Here is a 17411-nt window from a genome sequence, read left to right as displayed (position 1 = left end):
CTCCCGTTCGCTCACGCCCGATTCGCGGCCATTGGCGCGCGTGCCGCCGGCTGCGGAATGTTGTCGACCTTGAGGACCTCCGCCGTCGCCGCGCGAATCTGGCGGCAGAAATCCGCGTCGTCGATCAGCGACACGCCATAGGACGGGACGATCTGCTTGAGCTTCGGCAGCCAGGCGCTCGCCGTCAGCTCGCCGGCAAAGCACTTCTCCAGCACGCTGATCGCGATGAAGGCGGCGGTGGAGGCACCCGGCGAGGCGCCGAGAAGGGCGACCAGAGAATGATCGTTCGCGCCGACGAGCTCGGTCCCGAACTCGAGCAGACCGCCGCGCTTGACATCGGGCTTGATGATCTGGACGCGCTGGCCCGCGACCTGCAGCCTCCAGTCCTTCGGGTCGGCCTTGGGGAAATATTCGTCGAGCGCCGCGAGCCGGTGTCCCTCGGATTGCAGCACCTGCCCGACCAGATATTCGGTGAGATCGAAATTGTCCCGCGCCACCGAAAGCAGCGGCTTGACGTTGGCGGGACGAATGGACTCGAAGAGATCCAGCAACGAGCCGTGCTTGAGGAACTTGCTCGAGAAGCCCGCATAGGGGCCGAACAGCAACGAGTGCTTGCCGCCGATCACGCGCGTGTCGAGGTGCGGCACCGACATCGGCGGGGATCCGACCGCGGCCTTGCCGTAGACCTTGGCATGATGTCGCTTGTTGATCTCCGGATCATCGCAGCGCAGCCAGATCCCACTGACCGGAAAACCGCCATAGCCGCGTCCTTCCGGGATACCGGATTTCTCCAGCAGCGGCAGCGCACCGCCGCCGGCACCGATGAAGACGAATTTCGCGCGAACCGAACGCGTCTCGCCGCTCGCGGTGTCCCGTACCTCGATCCGCCACCGGCCGCCCTGCTCCCGGTCAAGACCGGTGACACAGCTGTTGTAGTGGACCGTGCAGCCCGGCTGACTGACAAGATGCCCGATCAGCAGATGCGTCAGCGCGCCGTAATCGACGTCGGTACCGGTGGTGATCCGCGTTGCGGCAACCGGTTCGTCGCCACTCCTTCCGTCCATCACCAGCGGCGTCCATTCGGCGATCTGACTGGGATCCTCGGTATGCTCCATGCTCTCATAGCAATGATGGGCCGACATCGCCTTGAACCGCTTTCGGAGAAACGCGACGTTCTCCGCCCCGCGGTGCACAAAACTCATGTGTGGCACCGGATGAATGAAGGACCTGGGATCCACGATCGCTCCCCGCCCGATCAGGTAGGACCAGAACTGTCGGGACAGATCGAACTCGACGTTGACCTGGAGCGCCTTGGAGATGTCGACGCTGCCGTCGGGCCGCTGCGGCGTGTAGTTCATCTCGCAGTTTGCCGCATGGCCGGTACCGGCATTGTTCCAGGAGTCGGAGCTTTCCCGCGCGCAATCCCCGAGGATCTCGAACGTCTGGATCGACAGCGAGGGTTCGAGCTCCTTGAGAAAGACACCGAGGGTCGCGCTCATGATGCCGGCGCCAATGAGGACGACGTCGGTTTCGCGGTCGGAAGCTGTTGACATGGCTCTTTCCTTCGTTGGCTATTGCTGTTCCAGATGGTTCGATCAGGCCCGCGCCGATTGCCGCGCTTTGGCGCGGAACGGCACGTCCGCTCCCGGCCGCAGGATCACGTAGGCACGGCGCCAGGACGAATCGTCGGTCAATTTCCAGCTGTGCCCGGAGCCTGCGGTATCTTCGGCCAGCAGGACGTTGCCAGGGTGGATCAGGAAGTGGTGGCCGTCACGCGTCTGGAAATCGAGTGTACCGCTCAGCGTGATCACGAGCTGCCGGATCGGCGCAGTGTGCCAGGCGAAGGCCCCGCCTGATTCCGTCTCCTGGAAGGAGATGCTGACGGCATCGATCTTGCCGGTCAGGAAGTCGCCACGCTGGCCCGGCTCCAGCTCGAGAAAGCCGTCCTCGAAATGCGAGTTGTTATCCTTGCCGGTCCATAGACGCACACAGCGGATCATTGTGTCTCTCCTTGCATTGTTGCTGCTTTGCCCGAGCGAGATTGTGCGCGCCGGATCATGGCTCTTGCTCCCTTCAAACGGCTTTCGCGCCGATCGCCAGCGGCACCTTGATCTCGGCAACGTAGGGCTTAACCATCTTGGCGGGATCCACGATGCGGTCGAACTCCGGCTCGGTCACGAAGCCGAGCTTCAGCGCCGCCGACTTCAGCGTGAGATCGTTGTCCATCGCGTAATGCGCGATCCGCGACGCCTTGTCGTAGCCGATCACCGGAGCCAGTGCCGTCACGAGCATCAGCGACCTCTCGACATACTCCTGGATCTTCTTGCGGTTCGGCTCGGTACCTTCGACGAGGAAGGTGCGGAAATTCGTGCAGCCGTCGGTGAGAATGGTGATGGACTGCGCGATGTTGTGGATGATCAGCGGCTTGTAGACGTTCATCTGCAAAAAGCCTCCGGCACCGCCGAACCCGACGGCGACGTCGTTCGCCATCACCTGCACGGCGATCATGGTCAGCGCCTCAGCCTGCGTCGGATTGACCTTGCCCGGCATGATCGACGAGCCGGGCTCGTTCTCGGGTATCGTCAGTTCGGCAAAGCCCGCGCGCGGACCGCAGGACAACAGGCGGATGTCGTTTGCGATCTTGTAGAGCGAGCCGGCGAGCGTGCGCAGCGTACCGGAAAGCTGCACCAGCGCGTCGTGCGCGCCCTGCACTGCGAACTTGTTCGGCGCGCTGACGAAGGGCAGGCCCGTCAAGCGCGCGATCTCGGCGGCGACGGCCTCTGCAAAACCCGGCGCGGCGTTGATCCCGGTGCCAACGGCCGTGCCACCCAGCGCGAGACGGTAGACACCCTTGAGCGTGTCGTCGATACGCGCCAGATTGTCAGCGAGCATGACGGCGTAGCCGGACCACTCCTGACCGAGCGTCAGCGGAGTGGCGTCCTGCATGTGGGTTCGGCCGATCTTGACAATGTCGTCCCACTGGCTCGACTTTGCCGCGATCGCGTCATGCAGAGCCTCGACTGAGGGAACGAGGCGCTCCGTCACGTTCAGCGCGGCCGCGATGTACATGGCCGAAGGAAAGCTGTCGTTCGACGATTGCGACATGTTGACGTGGTCGTTCGGATGAACCGGCAGCTTGCTGCCGAGCGCGGTGCCCGCGATCTGGCAGCATCGATTCGAGATCACCTCGTTCACGTTCATGTTGAACTGCGTTCCGCTGCCCGTCATCCAGACGTGAAGGGGAAACATGTCGTGATGCTGGCCCGCGAGAATCTCGTCGCAGACGTGGACGATCAGCTTGTGGATCTTGCCGTCGAGACGACCGCCGGCATAATTCGCGTTCGCCGCCGCCTTCTTCAGGATCGCGTAGGACTGGATCATTTCGCGCGGCATCAGGTCCCGGCCGATGCTGAAATGCTCCAGCGAACGCTGCGTCTGCGCACCCCAGAGCTTGTTCGCGGGAACGTTCACTTCACCCAGGCTGTCTGTCTCTTTGCGGAGGTCGTTCATCCTTGCCTCTCGTGGCAGTTGATGTCGGAAAGTACCTTGGCGGTACTGATCGAAAGTGTACGAACGGCACGGTGAGCACGCTTCCGCGAACGAACGTGCTTTTGCCGAATGGCATGGTGGGCGCCTCGGCCTGCAGCAAGCGAGCCCTGCGAACGAAGGCTAGAAATGTTGGCAAGGCTTCAGTGCGGATGGCTTGGATACCGGCACAGCCAGAGAACCCATGCCGACGACGCGATCGGCAGAGCGAGGCTCCATGTTCCCAGCCATTTCGTTACGCAACCACCGACGGCGGCCCCGAGCAGGGACATCAGGCAGAGCGCAAGCATGGTTCCGGCGCCGCGCTCCGCATCGCGATCGGACGCCGCAACGAATTGATCGATGGCGCGGAGCATGTTCCCAGTAATGGTCACCGAGAGATACTTCCAGCGGCCGACCTCTCTAAAACTCGCCGATTGCAGCGCGACGCCAAAGGAGATGATAAGGATCACGATCTCATCAGGAACGCGATGAAGCATCAGCATCGCCGCCGCCAGGCAGACGATCTCTCCGACGAGGCAGCGTCGCGCCGCCCGGCTGCGGGCCGCCACCAGCGCTCCCAGGATGAAGGCAGCCAGCGGAAGGAGATGATGGAGCGCGCGCTGCCATTGTCCGGACTGGGCAAAGACTCCGAGGAAGACGACATTGCCGGTCCGCGAGTTCGCGAAGACGCCGAGCGAGAGCCACGTAAAAGCGTCAAGGAAGCCTCCCGACATGCAGAGCAGAGAGGCAACCAGCAACGATCGTTCCGGAGCGTGAATCTCGACGCGTGTCCCGGCCAAAGGCTCCGTTGTTACGGCTTGCATCACCATGTTCGCCGGTCGGCGGATATCAGCGGCCGGCGCCCGGCACGGCCTCGTCAGGCAGCAGAACGCGGCGCGGATGCGTGAAGACGCCGTATCCGTCATCACGGGCGACGGCGAGAAGCGTGATCCCCGCCTCGTTCGCGGTCTGGATGGCGAGCGCGGTCGGCGCGGAAACGGCGACAACGACTGGCACGCCCATCATCGCGGCCTTCTGCACCATTTCCACTGAAACGCGGCTCGTCAGCAGCACGGCGCCGTCGCGGGCCGAGTTGCCGTCGCGGACCATTGCACCGGCGAGCTTGTCGAGCGCGTTGTGCCGGCCGACATCCTCCCTGACCAAGGTAATGCCGGTGCCCGGATGCCAGAAGGCTGCTGCGTGAACGGACCTCGTCTGTTGATTCAACGTCTGGAGAGGAGACAGCGCCTGCATGGCATTCAGCAGGTCCCGCGCGTGAAAGGCAATGCCCGGACCCCCGACCCGCGACGGAGTGCGACGCGCCTGTTCGAGGCTTTCGATGCCGCATAACCCGCACCCGACCGGTCCGCTGATGGCGCGCCGGCGAGCGGCCAGGGCCGCCGCGCGGTCGCCATCGAGCCACATCCGCACTTCCATGCCGAGCTCGTTCGAGATCAGCTCGATGCTCCTGATCTGGCTCGCACGATCGACGATGGCCTCGGTGAGGCTGAAGCCGACACCAAAGTCCTCCAGATCGGCCGGCGTCCCCATCATCACGGCATGGGTCGATCCGTTATAGGTGAGCGCGATGGCGCTCTCCTCGGCCACCAATCGCGACGTCGATGTCGTGCGGCCGCCGCGCCAGGCGATCTCCCGGTGCCGCGTGAATGTCGAACCTGTCATCATGGCTCACACCGTCGCCGGCTCGGCCGAATGCCGCGAGGCCCGGCTCCGGAGCGCGAGCCCGAATGCAATGAAACCCCAACCTTGGAAGACCAGATCGACGACCAGCATCGCACCGAGCAGCCAGAGGCCAATGGCAGGCCAGACCGCAACCAGTATCACGCCGACGCAGAACGTCACAACGCCGGCAGCCACGATCCAGCGCCAGCCTGCAGCCGGCCGTATATGGAAGCCTGCCCAGATCCGCGTCACCCCGGCAGCGACCAGGAAAGCGCACATTACGAGCGACAGCGAGAACGAGGCCAGCGGCGGATCGTAGAGGATGACGGCTCCGGCAGCGGCATAGACGATTCCGGCGAGCAGCCAGCACAGGAAGCCACGCAGGCCGTGCACCGAAAAGGCATGTACGATCTGGGAGATCCCGGCGACTGCCATCGTGGCGCCAATGACGAGCACGGAGGCGAGGCTCGCCGCCATCAGATTGGCCGACGCAATGCCGCCAAGGATCAGTTCACCGCCCCCCAGCGCAACGAACCAGCCCCACTTTCCGGCGATTGCGTGAATGGCCCTTCCGAGCGACGCTTTCGAGTTCGACATATCCGTCATGGCGTGATCCTTGTACGTATGACCGGCCTGCCGGTCATAGATGCGGTCAAGCGTATAGATATCTGCGTCCAGTCATCTTTCGCGGATGCAGCGACATTGTTTCATCCGCACGATGCTGGCCCGGCGCGCCCGCCTGTTCGATCAATTCGAAGACAATCAACCACCAACACGCGGAAGCGAGGGTCTCCCTCGCTTCCGCGCCGCCGCAACGATCGGCCGGCGCTTTCCGGCCGCATGATATACCCAGTGCTTACGACTTCGGCCCGCCTCGGCCGGTCTCGTACAGGAACCAGATCCGCCGCTCCGTCTCGTCGATCCAGTTTTCCAGCAGGCTTGCAGTCGCGACGTCGCCGTATTCGTCGCAGAGCTCGTGGACCCGGCGCATTTCCCGTGTCAACTGTTGGTTGTCGCTCCGCAGCTCGGCCAGCATGTCCTGCGGATCGACGTAATCGGCGTCGTTGTCGAGAATGCGCTGCTCGCGCGCGATCTGGCCGATCGAGCGCAACGTCGTTCCACCGATCTTGCGGCCCCGCTCGGCAATATCGTCGGTCATGGCAAAGATCTGCTCGGCCTGCTCGTCGAGCAGCAGATGATAGTCGCGGAAGTGCCTGCCCGACACGTGCCAGTGAAAATTCTTGGTCTTCATGTACAGCGCGAAGACATCCGCCAGCAGCGCTCGCAGCGCGGCAGGAACGTCACGGTTCGCATTGGCGCCGAGATCCGTCGGGCTTTGCAGGTCTGCCTTTGTCATTGTCGTCATCCTTGTTGGAGGTTGAGAAACTCGAGCTGCGCATTTCGTCGGCACGCAAAGCGCTCATTCTGCCGGCGTCGTCCTGTTCCGCAGCGGAAAGAGTGAGATCGTCCCGAACACGCCGTCGCGGCGAACCAAAGCGTGGAACAGCGCTGCCGCCAGATGCAGCAGCACGAGGGCAAAGAACGCGAAGCCCAGATAAAAATGAGCATTCCACAGCAGCGTATGCGCGCGATCGCTCTGCGGCAGCAACGCCGGAATTTGAATCCCGCCGTACAGGAGGACCGGATAGGCCGCGGCCCAGAGCATGCCGAGACCCAGCAGCGGCATGACGATCATGAAGCCATAGAGGCCCAGATGCGACAATCGCGCTCCCTGCTTGATCGTCGGCGGAAGATCTGCCGGCAACGGCGGCGCGCCGTAATGGAGCCGCAGGCCCAGCCTGATCACAACGAGGATCAGAAGCGTGACGCCGAGGGTCTTGTGGATCAGGATGAGGGGCAGGTATTTCGGCGCCACGCTGGACACCATGCCGACACCGATGAAGAGCATCGCGATGATACAGGCTGCCATCAGCCAGTGCAGTAGCCGCTGGATCGGGGCAAAACGATGCGGAGCGTTGCTCATGGCTTGGCCGCCTCGGTTCGGGGATAGTCGCGGGCTTCGGCCGCGCGTAAATCGTAGGACTTGCGGTAGACCGACGAGCGCGCAGCCGGGAAAGGATCGTCCGACACCCGGATTCCCCGCGGCAGCACGGTCGGGTCGAAGTTGATGTCGCGGCAAGGCCCATCCTGCTCCGGCTCGATCCGCTGCGCGATGAGCGTTCCGACCTTCACCGTGCGGCGGTTCTCCGGCCAGGCCTTGCTCGGGTCCGCGGTCGGATCGCCGGGATCGGCGACCGTCGTGACCATGGTCCAGCGTGGCGCGCCGGCGGTCCGGACCCGCTCCGTTATCTCCCGCTCGAGAAAATTCGGACCGTGCGTTTCCAGCTCAGCTTGCGAAACCGGAACGATCTGTGCCGTCGGCAGCAGCGACCACCGAACTGCATGCTCGCCGCCCTTCGCGTCCGTGAAGATGAAGCTGTTGAGCCCGTGGTAAGGCTCTTCCGCATAACTGGCGGTCCAAGGCGCCGTCTTGGCCCAGGCCGCGAAGGCGGCGAATTCCGGATTTGCCTGGATGAAAATCTTCATCGCCTCCGGATCCTTCTTGCCGGATGCAATCAGCAGGTCGTGAAAGGCCTGCGGCGTGGACACTGCAAAGAACGGCGGGTTGATCATCGCCATCCGCCACTCTTCGCCGTCCGCCGCTGCAATCTGCAATCCCAAGCCGCGCACGCGGACAGTTGCATCCACGGCGTTCGGATCGGTGGTGCCGAGATTGAAGCGCCCCAGAGCCGGATAGGTGCCCCGTTCAAAGACCCTGGCCCGCGAGAGCTCCACACCGTCTCCGTTCGCCTCGAAGATGCCGGTGAAGCAGATCCCCTTCGCATGATTTCGCCGGTGCCCGAGCGGCGCGCCGCTCGGGGGCGTCAGCGCCGCGATCATCCGCTCCGGCGTCAAGCGCCCGGGCGAGAGCCAGCCTGCGGTGTAGACGAACGCGGCGGCGCCACCTCCGAGGACAACCGCAATCAACACCAGCGATCCGAGTCCCGAACGCGGTAGCTTGCCTGAATGATTCATCGCTTCTCCTTGCAATGGGCGAGCTCCCTGCAGACCGCCCCCACGGTCCGTTCCATCGAGCGGCTCAGGTTCCTTGTAGCCGGCGGCCGCGGCCACGATCTTCTGAAACCCAACGCGAATTTCGCGAAGGCACGTTCAGGGTTGTCCGGCCAGCGGGAGGCCCGTCCTGTCCCGCCTTCGGGCTTTTTCGAAATATTTCGTGCGATCTGAAAATTAGCCGCCGGGCTCGAAAGACCCGTCTTGCGCCCGGCCGTATTTCTGAGGCTCTTCGCGCAAGGCCAGCGGTCGATTGCCGAGCGACGACCTGTCGCGACGGCGCTGGCGTCTTTGCGGGAGGTGGAATGCAATTGGGGTTCGAATGAGCAAAGTGATCATCGTCACGGGAGCTGCGAACAGCATCGGACGAAGCACCTGCAAGAAATTGGCCCAGGCCGGCCACACGGTCTACATTTCAATGCGGGAAACGGATGGCCACGATGAGCACGGCGTCGCGGGGCCGGAAGCCGAGGCCGGCAAGCACGGCGGGGATCTCCGAACCATCGCGTTCGACTTCTCTTCGGAAGCCTCCGTAAACTCGGCCATCGATGCCATCGTCGCCGAGAACAACCGCCTCGATGTGATCGTGCACAACGCCCGCCAAGTCCTCTACGGACCGGCGGAGGCCTTTACACCGGACCAGCTTGCCGAGCTCTACGACACCAACGTGCTGAATGCGCAACGGCTCAATCGGGCCGCATTGCCACAGTTGCGCAAGCAGGGCCAAGGCCTGCTGATATGGGTCTCGTCGAGCAGCGCGCGTGGCGGCTCGGTTCCTTTCCTCGGCGCCTATGCTTCGTCAAAGGCCGCCCTTGACGCGCTGGCGCTCGGTTATGCCGGCGAGCTCGCGCGTTGGGGCGTCGAGACGACCATCGTCGTCCCCAGCGCGCTCGGACCCGGCCACTACATTCGCTCCGGCCGGCCACTGGACACCGTTCGGGCCGAGGAATACGCGGATGGTCCGACGGCCGATTTGAGCGAGGTCGCGTTATCGGCGCTTGCGCAGCTCTCGGCGAAGGATCGAACTCCCCAAGACGTCGCGACCGCCATAGCCGATGTCGTCGACATGCCATTCGGACAGCGTCCGCTACGCGCTCATTTCGGTCCGGACGACGACGGAGCCGCAACCGTCGACGCCGTCGCCGACAGCGCCCGCGCGGAACTGCTCCGCCGCATCGGACTGGAAGACATTCTCAAGCCGACATTCATCGGATAGGACGTCCCGAAAGATTCAGGAGTCACTTCGAGCCCCAGACGAAAGTGATAGGCTCTGATCCTTTACCCTGAAACTGCCGGATGTTACCTTTCGCGGGCCACCACGTTCACACGTCTTGGTGTGCTTCCAAGTCATAGAACGTGACGAATCGTGCGCCGGGTTGATATCCCCAAATGGCCCCCGCTGGCAAAGCAACAACGTGATGACCCCCGCTGACCGCTGCGCTCAGGACGAAGCCTCCCGGGAGATCTTCGTCTTCGGGCCGTTTCGCCTCGACCCATCGCAGCGGCTGATTGAAAGAGACGGAGGCCCGCTGCAACTGTCGGGTCGCGCATTCGACATCCTGCTCGCCCTGGTGCGGCAGGCCGGCAACGTCGTCAGCAAGACGGATCTGATCGCCAAGGCGTGGCCAGGCACTGAAGTCGAGGAAAACATCCTGCGTGTCCATGTCGCCGCACTCCGCAAGGCACTCGGAGACGGCAACGACGGCGTCAGGTATCTGAGCACGGTCTCCGGGCAAGGCTACTGCTTCGTCGCTGCGGTCTCGCACCCGGAACAGAGGCAATCTGCACCGACCGACCCGGTTTACGTCCACAACCTGCCGGCGCCTCCCCGGCAGATGGTAGGGCGCGAGCAAGCCATCCAGGACATCTCAGAAAAACTGAGAGCTCAACGCTTCGTCACCGTCGTCGGCCCGGGCGGCATCGGCAAGACCACGGTTGTCGTTTCCGCAGGCCACGCCCTGCTCGATGAATTCACCGGTCATGTCCACTTCGTCGATCTCGGCAAGACCGGCAACGCCGCTCCGGTGCCGGCAATCGTCGCATCTTCACTTGGGCTGCTGATCCGATCGAATGATCCCACGAGCAACCTCGCGGCATTCCTGCGCAACAGGCGCATGCTGCTCATTCTGGATTGCTGCGAGCCCGTCATCGAGGCAGCGGCGGTGCTTGCCGAGCGGCTCTACCAGGCAGCGCCGGAGCTGCAGATCCTGGCCACGAGCCGGGAGCTGCTGCGCGTCGAAGGCGAATTCACATACCGTCTCCCGCCGCTGCCGAGCCCGCCGGAGAGGGCCGTTCTGACGGCCGCGAACGCCCTCGCCTATGCTTCCGTGAAACTCTTCGTCGAGCGCGCGACTGCGGGAGGCGGCGAGTTCGCGCTGTCGGATGCGAACGCCTCCGACGTTGGGCAACCTTTGCCGCCGGCTCGACGGCATCCCGCTCGCCATCGAGCTCACCGCCGCCCATGTGGGCGTATACGGCGCGAGAGCGATGGTCCAGCTCCTCGACCAGCACCTCAATCTGCTATGGGAGGGACGGCGCACCGCACTGCCCCGACACCGGACGCTGCGCGCAACCATCGAATGGAGCTACAATCTACTAAGCGTATCGGAACGCGTGATCCTCGGTCGGCTGTCAGTGTTCGTCGGCAGCATGACCCTGGATGCCGCGCGGTCGATTGCCGCGACCACGGAGGACGACGACACGATCCTGGCGATCATCGACAGCCTCATCGCCAAGTCGATGCTCGCACTGAACATCGGCTCGCAACCGGCCCGCTACCGCCTTGCGGACTCGACCCGGGCATACGCGCAAGAGAAACTTGCCGCCAGCGGGGACGCCGGCGCGATCTCGCGACGTCACACCTGCTACTTTCACGGCCTCCTTGAAAAGATCGGCGGCGAAGCGAACCGAGACCTCTCGGCGGCTGCCGAGGAATTTGGCAACGTCCGTGCCGCGCTGACGTGGTGCTTCTCCGATCAGGGAGACCGCAGAGCCGGCGTGGCCCTCGCCGCGGCGTCAGTACCGCTATTCTTCAAGCTGTCGCTCCTGGCAGAATGCGAGTTCTGGGTCACCCGCGCCATCGAAGCACTCGATGAGACCAATGGAAACATCAAGCAGGGCCTCGTCCTTCACGCTACGCTTGTGGCCGCCCGCATGCTCACGGGACAGCTGGATGAATTGGGCGCAAATCACCTCCACCGGGCGATCGAGCTGACGGAAACGATCGGCGACATACAAGGGCAGATCCGCCTGATCGATCAGTTGCATTTGCTGCAATTGTTCGTCGGCAAGTATGATGAGGCATTGGGCACTGCCAAACGCGGCGAAGCCATTGCTCTCGCCAGCAACGATTCCATTGCGGTGGCGCGCATGCGCGTGTTGCTCAGCATCTCCTGCCAATATCTCGGAAAGTTCGCAGCCTCTCGCTCATACATCGAATCGGCGTTGCTGCATCCGGACCTGGGTGGGGACGTCCCTAGCAGACTTACGCTCGAATATCCCAAACGCGCTCAGATCACCCTTGCACGCGTCCTCTGGCTTCAGGGACATTCGGATCAGGCGACGCAAATGGTGCGCCGCGCCATCTCGGACGTCATAGCAGCGAACCATCCGGTGATGTTCTGCCGGGCACTGCCATGGGCATTCGGCGTCTTCTTCTGGAATGGCGAAACGGAGGATTGCGAAGACCATATCGACAGATTCATCGTGGAGGCTCGAAGGCACAACCTCGCCATCCTCCAGATGGTAGGCGAGGCCATGAAGGGGATTACGCTGCTGGCTGGGAGCGAGACCGGCATCGGGCTCGCGATGTTGAAAGGTTCGATCGAGAAGCTGCAGAGCCTGAGTTTCGGTGCGGTGGCAGGGCTTCGCATGCCTCTCGCCGAAGCCCTGGTGGCGACAGGTCATGGCGACGAAGCTCTGGACACCATTGATCAGGCGATCGCCCAGTCCCGGCGCTGCAACTTCATGATGGACATGCCCGACATGTTGCGCACAAGAGCGGAAGCGCTGATGCACAAGAGTAATCCGGATTTTTCGCAAGCCGAGCTGAGCCTCGTGCAAGCGCTCGACATCGCCCGCCATCAGGGAGCGCTGGGCTATGAGCTTCGCGCGGCGATTGCGCTCGCGAGATTATGGCAGCGAGGCGGGCGGCACCAGCAGGCGCACGATATGCTTGCGTCCGTCTATCAGCAGTTTACCGAGGGATTCCAGACACGCAGCCTCGTGACGGCAAGGGGCTTGCTTGCCGAGCTGAGCCCGCCACGCTCGTGCTCGTTTGCGGCCAAATGACCGCCGTGCAATCGCGATAGTGGGGTGCAGTCTCGAACGACTCGTGCGGGCTGCCGGTCCCCGCTGCGCATGCAATGAGACGTCGGCGCGCGGCACAAGCGGCCTTACACGCGAATTGTGGAACGTTCCAGAGCACGGGGATGCGGCGCTCACCGAGGCCGCACCGGCATCCGATGAGTTAAATCGGATGTCGCTCCCCGGGGCTTCGCCTACGACCCCAGCTTCGCCAGCATTGCGCGCGCGTCGCGGAAGTCTGCTGTCTCGAAGCCTTCGGTGACGTTGCCGTATGCGGACGCCAGAACATGGCGCGCATCGGCCGGACGCCCCTCGCTCATCCGCAATCGCGCCATGCTGATCGCCGTCCTGAGCTCCCAGAACAACGCGCCCTGGCTCCGGGCCACTTCGGACGCCCTGTCGAAGGCCTGCGCGGCAGAGATCGTCGAGCGGCGCTCGCCGGGAAGCAGCAGCAATTCGCCCTTGATGCGCCAGAGTTCGGCGACATACCACCCCTCGTCCCTCGCCTCGCATCGCGCGAGCGCCTCGTCGGCGGTCGCAAGCCCCTGTGACACCTCGCCGGCTTCGCCGAGACATACCGCGAGTTCGCCGAGCATAAGCAGAAAGCGCGGCAGGTGACGCGCCTCGCGGGCAAGCTCGAGCGTCTTGCGCAGCAACGGCAATCCGGTCGCAAGGTCGCCCCGGCGCGCGATCAACAGGCCCTTGAAGGCGCGCGCCCACAGATTCCACAAGCGGATCGGGTGGCGCTCGGTATGTTCGAGCAGCATCGTGCAATAGCGCTCGGCCGCGTCGAGATCGCCGGTCAGGAGGGCAATCGGGCAAGCACCCTGGCCGAGGACGCTGCAGAAAGTGAGAGCGTGACCACTGGTCCGGCCTTCCTCGACGTTGTGCTCGACGACGCTCAAGGCCTGATCCGCGAGGCCGAGCAGCCACAGTATCCGCGCCTGGAAGTAGCGCGTCGAGACCCGCAGATCGAAGCGGAACCGGATGACCTGAGGCTTGGCCGCCAGATCCGAGAGGCGAGACAGGGTTCGCCCGATATAATCATAGGCCTGCCGCTGATCGCCGAGATAGTGCAGCGTCGTCGCAAGCAGCCGGTCGGCCATCATCCGGTCGACTGGATTGCCGGAATCAGCCACGACCGCCGCGAAGCGATGCGCAAATTCGAGCGCCCTGCGGAATCCGCCGTTGTTGAACTGATCGATGCAGAGTCCCCAAAGCGCGCGCAACAGATAGTCCCTGTCCCCGAGCTGTTCGGCAAGCCGAAGGGTCTCAGCCCAGGCGGGACCGGCCTCCCGGGCCCTTCCAACACCGTACATCAGCGACCAGCCGCGCGCGGCCGACAGCTGCATACGAAGCCGCGGCGCGTTCGAGGCCGTCGGATCGAGGCGCGCCAGGGCGAGTTCGGTCCGCTCGCGGCATTCGGTGAGGAGCGACAACTGCACCCAGAGTGGGACCGCAGCCGCCGTCAAGGCCGCCCCAAGTTGCGAGTCTCCGCCGGACGAGAAGGCCCAATCGAGGCTCGTGCGGACGTTGTCGATGTGCCGGCCATAGATGGCGAGCCACTCCGCCTGCGGCCTTACTTCGCTGTCTGCTTCGGCGCGGGCAAAGACTCCGCAACAGTATTTCGCCTCGCGGCAGGCCGCGTCGGGATGTTCGCCGGCGGCGTGCAGCTTCTCCAATGCATAGGCACGTGTTGTATCCAGCAAGCGATAATGAGGACTGTCGCCGCGAATATCAGCGAGAACGAGCGACTTTACCACCAGCCGGGCAAGCTGGCCGGTCACGTCGCTGATGCCCTCGCCGGCGACCGCGATCACTGCATCGAGCTCGAATTCGCCAGCGAATATGCCGAGCTGCCGGAGAAGCCACGCCTCGTCGTCCGGCAACAGGTCATAGCTCCAGTCGAGCGTTGCGCGCAGCGTTTGCTGTCTCGGCAACGCTGTGCGCCGTCCGGTCGTCAGAAATTTGAACCTGTCATCGAGAAGTGCGGCGATCTTCGGCGGGCTGAGCATGGCTGCGCGCGCCGCTGCAAACTCGATGGCAAGCGGAATGCCGTCGAGGCGCCGGCAGATGGTTGCGACGGCGCTAATGTTCTCCTCGTCGGACGCGAAGCTTGAACCCAGCGCCTTCGCCCTGCTCGTGAATAATTCCACTGCGCTGTACGCAGAAGCGCCGGCGGATTCGAACCGGGATTCAGGCGGCACATCCAGAGGGGGCACGCGGTAGACATGCTCGCCCTCGATGCGCAGCGCCTCCCGGCTCGTCGCAACAATGAACGTCCCGGAACAGCGGCTGACAATCAGCTCGGCCGCAACCGCCACGGCATCAATGACATGTTCGCAATTATCGAGAATGAGCAGCAATGGCCGATGGCCGATTGCACGCGCGATGGCATCAGGCGAAATCTCCTCGCCCCCGAGCTTGGCGCCGAGCACGCCGGCGATGACCGAGCAGACGAGCTTGGGATCAGACAGCGAGGCCAGCTCGACCAGCAACCGGTCAGCCACAAAGCCGGGCGGAGGCGTCCTGGCGGCCTCGAGTGCCAGCGACGTCTTCCCAATGCCGCCAGGCCCGACCAGGCTCACGATGCGATAGGCCGACAGTAGCCGCCACAAATGTACGATCGCAGCCGTTCGGCCAATGAGATCGAAAGCTGCGTTGGGAATGTTGATCGACGGCGGCAAGCCGGTTGCGACAGATTGTGGCGGGGTGTCGATGTGCTGGATCTGCCACGCTCCCAGCAAACGATAACCGCGGCCGACGGCGGTTGACAGCATGTCGCGGTCAGGACCAAGCGCCTTTCGGATCGCCGCGATATGCACGCGAAGTGCGCTCTCTTCGACAAAGACGCCCCGCCAGACGCGTTCCGTTAAATCTTTCTTGGTGACGAGATGGCCCTGCGCCTGCACCAATTCGGCAAGAATCTCAAAGGCGCGTCCCCCCAAGGGAACGAGCTCTCTCGTCAAGCGCAATTCGCGTCTGGCAAGATCTATTTCCCATTCCCGGCAAATGTAGACGGTAAGCTGGCCTGGCTCAGCCATCATTGGGACAGCCCAAGCGGTTTCATCATTTTCTACCCAGCTTACCATCAATTCTTTCGAAAGACACGGGTAGCCGGGCGGCGCAGCCGCCCCACTCCCGTCTTGCAATGCGCGCTGTTTAGCAGCCGCGGCAGATCGATCCTTCCAGCATCTTCTCGAGCCGGGCGTCTTCCTTGTCGATGGTCTGGTCCGTGCCGAGCAACGGCCCCTTAGTCGCGTGACCACCGCTGCCGGAAGACGGAAGCGCGGTGCCGAGCGAATTCGTTCCTGGTGCGGCGGCGCTCGTACCGAGCGCACCGCCGCTCTCCATCGACATATGCGATCCCATGCCACCGCGGGCAGACGCGGTGCCCGAGAGCGCAACGCTGGCGAGGATACAAACAACAGCAAATGATCTCATTGCTCACACTCCAGATGTTCAAACTATCTGCCTTCCAGAAACGGACACTGGACGCGTTTGACCACGCACAATCGCGCGAGAATTCTGACAACGAAGACAGAATCTTCCCGCAAGAGTGATGCACATACGCCGGGGTTTTCCACCAGGACGACCTACATAACCATCAAGAACAATTTCGGAAACGCCACTAGCCGAGCAGCGATCATCGCGAAGCGACTCTCCGCACAGAGCAAACAATGGAGAAACGCTATGAGCGTATTCAAAATCCTAATCGCCGCTGCGCTACTCTCAACGGCAACGATATCATCCGCATCCGCAGCCTGGTCCTTCGCCGATCAGGAGCCAGCCGCCTTTGCATCGATGTACCCCGATCGCGACGTGCTGAATGGTGGCGCGCTGACGCCGGCCGGGCGAATGGGCCTCGAGCGGCCCGGTGGCGCCGCGCCCGTCTTCGCCGCGGGCCACCTTCACAACCGCAACTGGCACCGATGACGGAACACGGCAATCGAGCATCCTGCGTTCTGCCAGGTGCAAATGATGGTGTCCGCAGTCCGGGAGTGCGACCGCGCCATGCGGCGCACCTGCCGGCTTCGAAGCAAGGCCGATCACATCGATTCCGACAACTGCAAAACTTAACAGTTCTTCGGCATCTGGAAACGTGCAATGCGCTCGCAATCTTGGCGCGCCCTCGGCACGGAAAGCATTCGCCTGACTAGTGCGCGAACCTCTTTGTCGGATGGGCCGTCGATGTCTGAGGTCAACGCGCCGCGACGACTCCGTGCAAAGGCGAAAATGTTCGTTCGATCAACACTGCGGATCCGGCGCGCACATGCACATGTCCCGTGAGCGGGCCGAGACGTTCCCGGCGTCGCTTTCTCAAGGAGATGTTCGATGACTACACTGAAGCTCTTGTCGGCCGGATTCGTGGTCGCAGCCATGATTGCCTCCCCCGTGATGGCTCGCGAAGGCAACGCGAAGCGTACCAATGTCGACGCTTATGCGTCGGCTCAGCGCGTTCCGGTCACCTCCAAGCACGGCTGCGCCCGTGCTCCCGACGTCGGCGCTTACGCAACCGCTCCCTGGCGCCGGCCGCCCTGCGAGCCCACGTCGGGCTACTGAGCTCCCGAACCGGAGCAAGTCCGGTTGACGCCGACTGGAAATTGATCCTCTCAACGTTTCGGATTTTGGCCCCTCGGCGGTAGGAAGGACGGCGGCTCACGATCAGGCCGCCGTTCTTGCGACTGGTGCACGTCTCCTCGAAGCATCGTGCCTCGGAGTTGTTGCGCTGACGTCTCCCGGCGATGTGAGCGAATGATGCCTTCACTGATGGCATCAGCCTCCTTCCGAACGACTCTCCCAATCTGACACACGCCCGACCT

General features: G+C 63.3%; 16 protein-coding genes and 1 pseudogene. 5 read left to right on the top strand and 12 right to left on the bottom strand.

Going from position 1 to position 17411, the window contains the following annotated elements; translation table 11 throughout:
- Positions 1-11 precede the first annotated feature (11 nt).
- From mqo to ACVWW3_RS10280, 9 genes are all read right to left on the bottom strand, one after another.
- Complete coding sequence (gene mqo, locus ACVWW3_RS10320) at positions 12-1553, bottom strand: malate dehydrogenase (quinone) (RefSeq protein WP_456671948.1); 1542 nt, start codon at positions 1551-1553, stop codon at positions 12-14.
- Between the two features lie 42 nt (positions 1554-1595).
- Entirely contained in the window at positions 1596-2000 is a 405-nt protein-coding gene (locus ACVWW3_RS10315) for a cupin domain-containing protein (protein ID WP_247445598.1), read from the bottom strand.
- Between the two features lie 73 nt (positions 2001-2073).
- On the bottom strand, positions 2074-3510 hold the full coding sequence (gene fumC / locus ACVWW3_RS10310) for a class II fumarate hydratase (RefSeq protein ID WP_456650130.1): 1437 nt from the start codon (positions 3508-3510) through the stop codon (positions 2074-2076).
- Between the two features lie 179 nt (positions 3511-3689).
- The gene (locus tag ACVWW3_RS10305) at positions 3690-4286 is read right to left on the bottom strand and encodes a YoaK family protein (RefSeq protein WP_456650131.1); all 597 of its coding nucleotides are present in this window, start codon (positions 4284-4286) and stop codon (positions 3690-3692) included.
- 91 nt (positions 4287-4377) lie between these two features.
- A complete protein-coding gene (gene fdhD / locus ACVWW3_RS10300; protein WP_456650132.1) occupies positions 4378-5214 on the bottom strand; it encodes a formate dehydrogenase accessory sulfurtransferase FdhD in 837 nt (278 codons plus the stop codon).
- 3 nt (positions 5215-5217) lie between these two features.
- Positions 5218-5817 carry an HdeD family acid-resistance protein gene (locus tag ACVWW3_RS10295; RefSeq protein WP_456650133.1) on the bottom strand — a complete coding sequence of 200 codons (600 nt, stop codon included), beginning with the start codon at positions 5815-5817 and terminating at the stop codon, positions 5218-5220.
- A gap of 250 nt (positions 5818-6067) precedes the next feature.
- Positions 6068-6568 carry a Dps family protein gene (locus ACVWW3_RS10290; protein ID WP_456650134.1) on the bottom strand — a complete coding sequence of 167 codons (501 nt, stop codon included), beginning with the start codon at positions 6566-6568 and terminating at the stop codon, positions 6068-6070.
- A 63-nt stretch (positions 6569-6631) separates the two neighbouring features.
- Positions 6632-7195 (bottom strand): cytochrome b, encoded by a 564-nt coding sequence (locus ACVWW3_RS10285; RefSeq protein ID WP_456650135.1) that lies wholly within the window; start codon positions 7193-7195, stop codon positions 6632-6634.
- A complete protein-coding gene (locus ACVWW3_RS10280; protein WP_456652029.1) occupies positions 7192-8247 on the bottom strand; it encodes a catalase family peroxidase in 1056 nt (351 codons plus the stop codon). Before ACVWW3_RS10280 ends, ACVWW3_RS10285 begins: the two co-directional genes overlap by 4 nt.
- 358 nt (positions 8248-8605) lie before the next feature.
- Here ACVWW3_RS10280 and ACVWW3_RS10275 point away from each other — a divergent pair, with 358 nt between their 5' ends.
- Complete coding sequence (locus tag ACVWW3_RS10275) at positions 8606-9499, top strand: SDR family NAD(P)-dependent oxidoreductase (protein WP_456650136.1); 894 nt, start codon at positions 8606-8608, stop codon at positions 9497-9499.
- A gap of 106 nt (positions 9500-9605) precedes the next feature.
- On the opposite strand, the gene ACVWW3_RS10270 is transcribed toward ACVWW3_RS10275, so the two are convergent.
- On the bottom strand, positions 9606-9947 hold the full coding sequence (locus tag ACVWW3_RS10270) for a hypothetical protein (RefSeq protein ID WP_456672459.1): 342 nt from the start codon (positions 9945-9947) through the stop codon (positions 9606-9608).
- Between ACVWW3_RS10270 and ACVWW3_RS10265 the strand changes: the two are divergent.
- Together ACVWW3_RS10265 and ACVWW3_RS10260 are read left to right on the top strand one after the other, a co-directional pair.
- Positions 9855-10355, top strand: a pseudogene (locus tag ACVWW3_RS10265) (winged helix-turn-helix domain-containing protein); the annotation flags it as partial. The gene ACVWW3_RS10270 and the pseudogene ACVWW3_RS10265 sit on opposite strands and share 93 nt — an antisense overlap.
- 415 nt (positions 10356-10770) lie before the next feature.
- Positions 10771-12573 carry an ATP-binding protein gene (locus ACVWW3_RS10260; RefSeq protein ID WP_456672458.1) on the top strand — a complete coding sequence of 601 codons (1803 nt, stop codon included), beginning with the start codon at positions 10771-10773 and terminating at the stop codon, positions 12571-12573.
- A 209-nt stretch (positions 12574-12782) separates the two neighbouring features.
- On the opposite strand, the gene ACVWW3_RS10255 is transcribed toward ACVWW3_RS10260, so the two are convergent.
- Complete coding sequence (locus ACVWW3_RS10255; RefSeq protein WP_456671947.1) at positions 12783-15557, bottom strand: ATP-binding protein; 2775 nt, start codon at positions 15555-15557, stop codon at positions 12783-12785.
- 193 nt (positions 15558-15750) lie between these two features.
- Positions 15751-16032 carry a hypothetical protein gene (locus ACVWW3_RS10250; protein ID WP_354103468.1) on the bottom strand — a complete coding sequence of 94 codons (282 nt, stop codon included), beginning with the start codon at positions 16030-16032 and terminating at the stop codon, positions 15751-15753.
- Between the two features lie 249 nt (positions 16033-16281).
- Between ACVWW3_RS10250 and ACVWW3_RS10245 the strand changes: the two genes are divergently transcribed.
- Positions 16282-16524, top strand: coding sequence for a hypothetical protein (locus tag ACVWW3_RS10245; protein WP_456650140.1), 243 nt, complete (start codon positions 16282-16284; stop codon positions 16522-16524).
- 399 nt (positions 16525-16923) lie between these two features.
- Entirely contained in the window at positions 16924-17151 is a 228-nt protein-coding gene (locus ACVWW3_RS10240) for a hypothetical protein (protein WP_354103470.1), read from the top strand.
- The last annotated feature ends 260 nt before the right edge of the window (positions 17152-17411 follow it).

It is taken from the genome of Bradyrhizobium sp. LM2.9, assembly GCF_054056555.1.
This window is presented reverse-complemented; position numbering and strand designations above follow the sequence as displayed.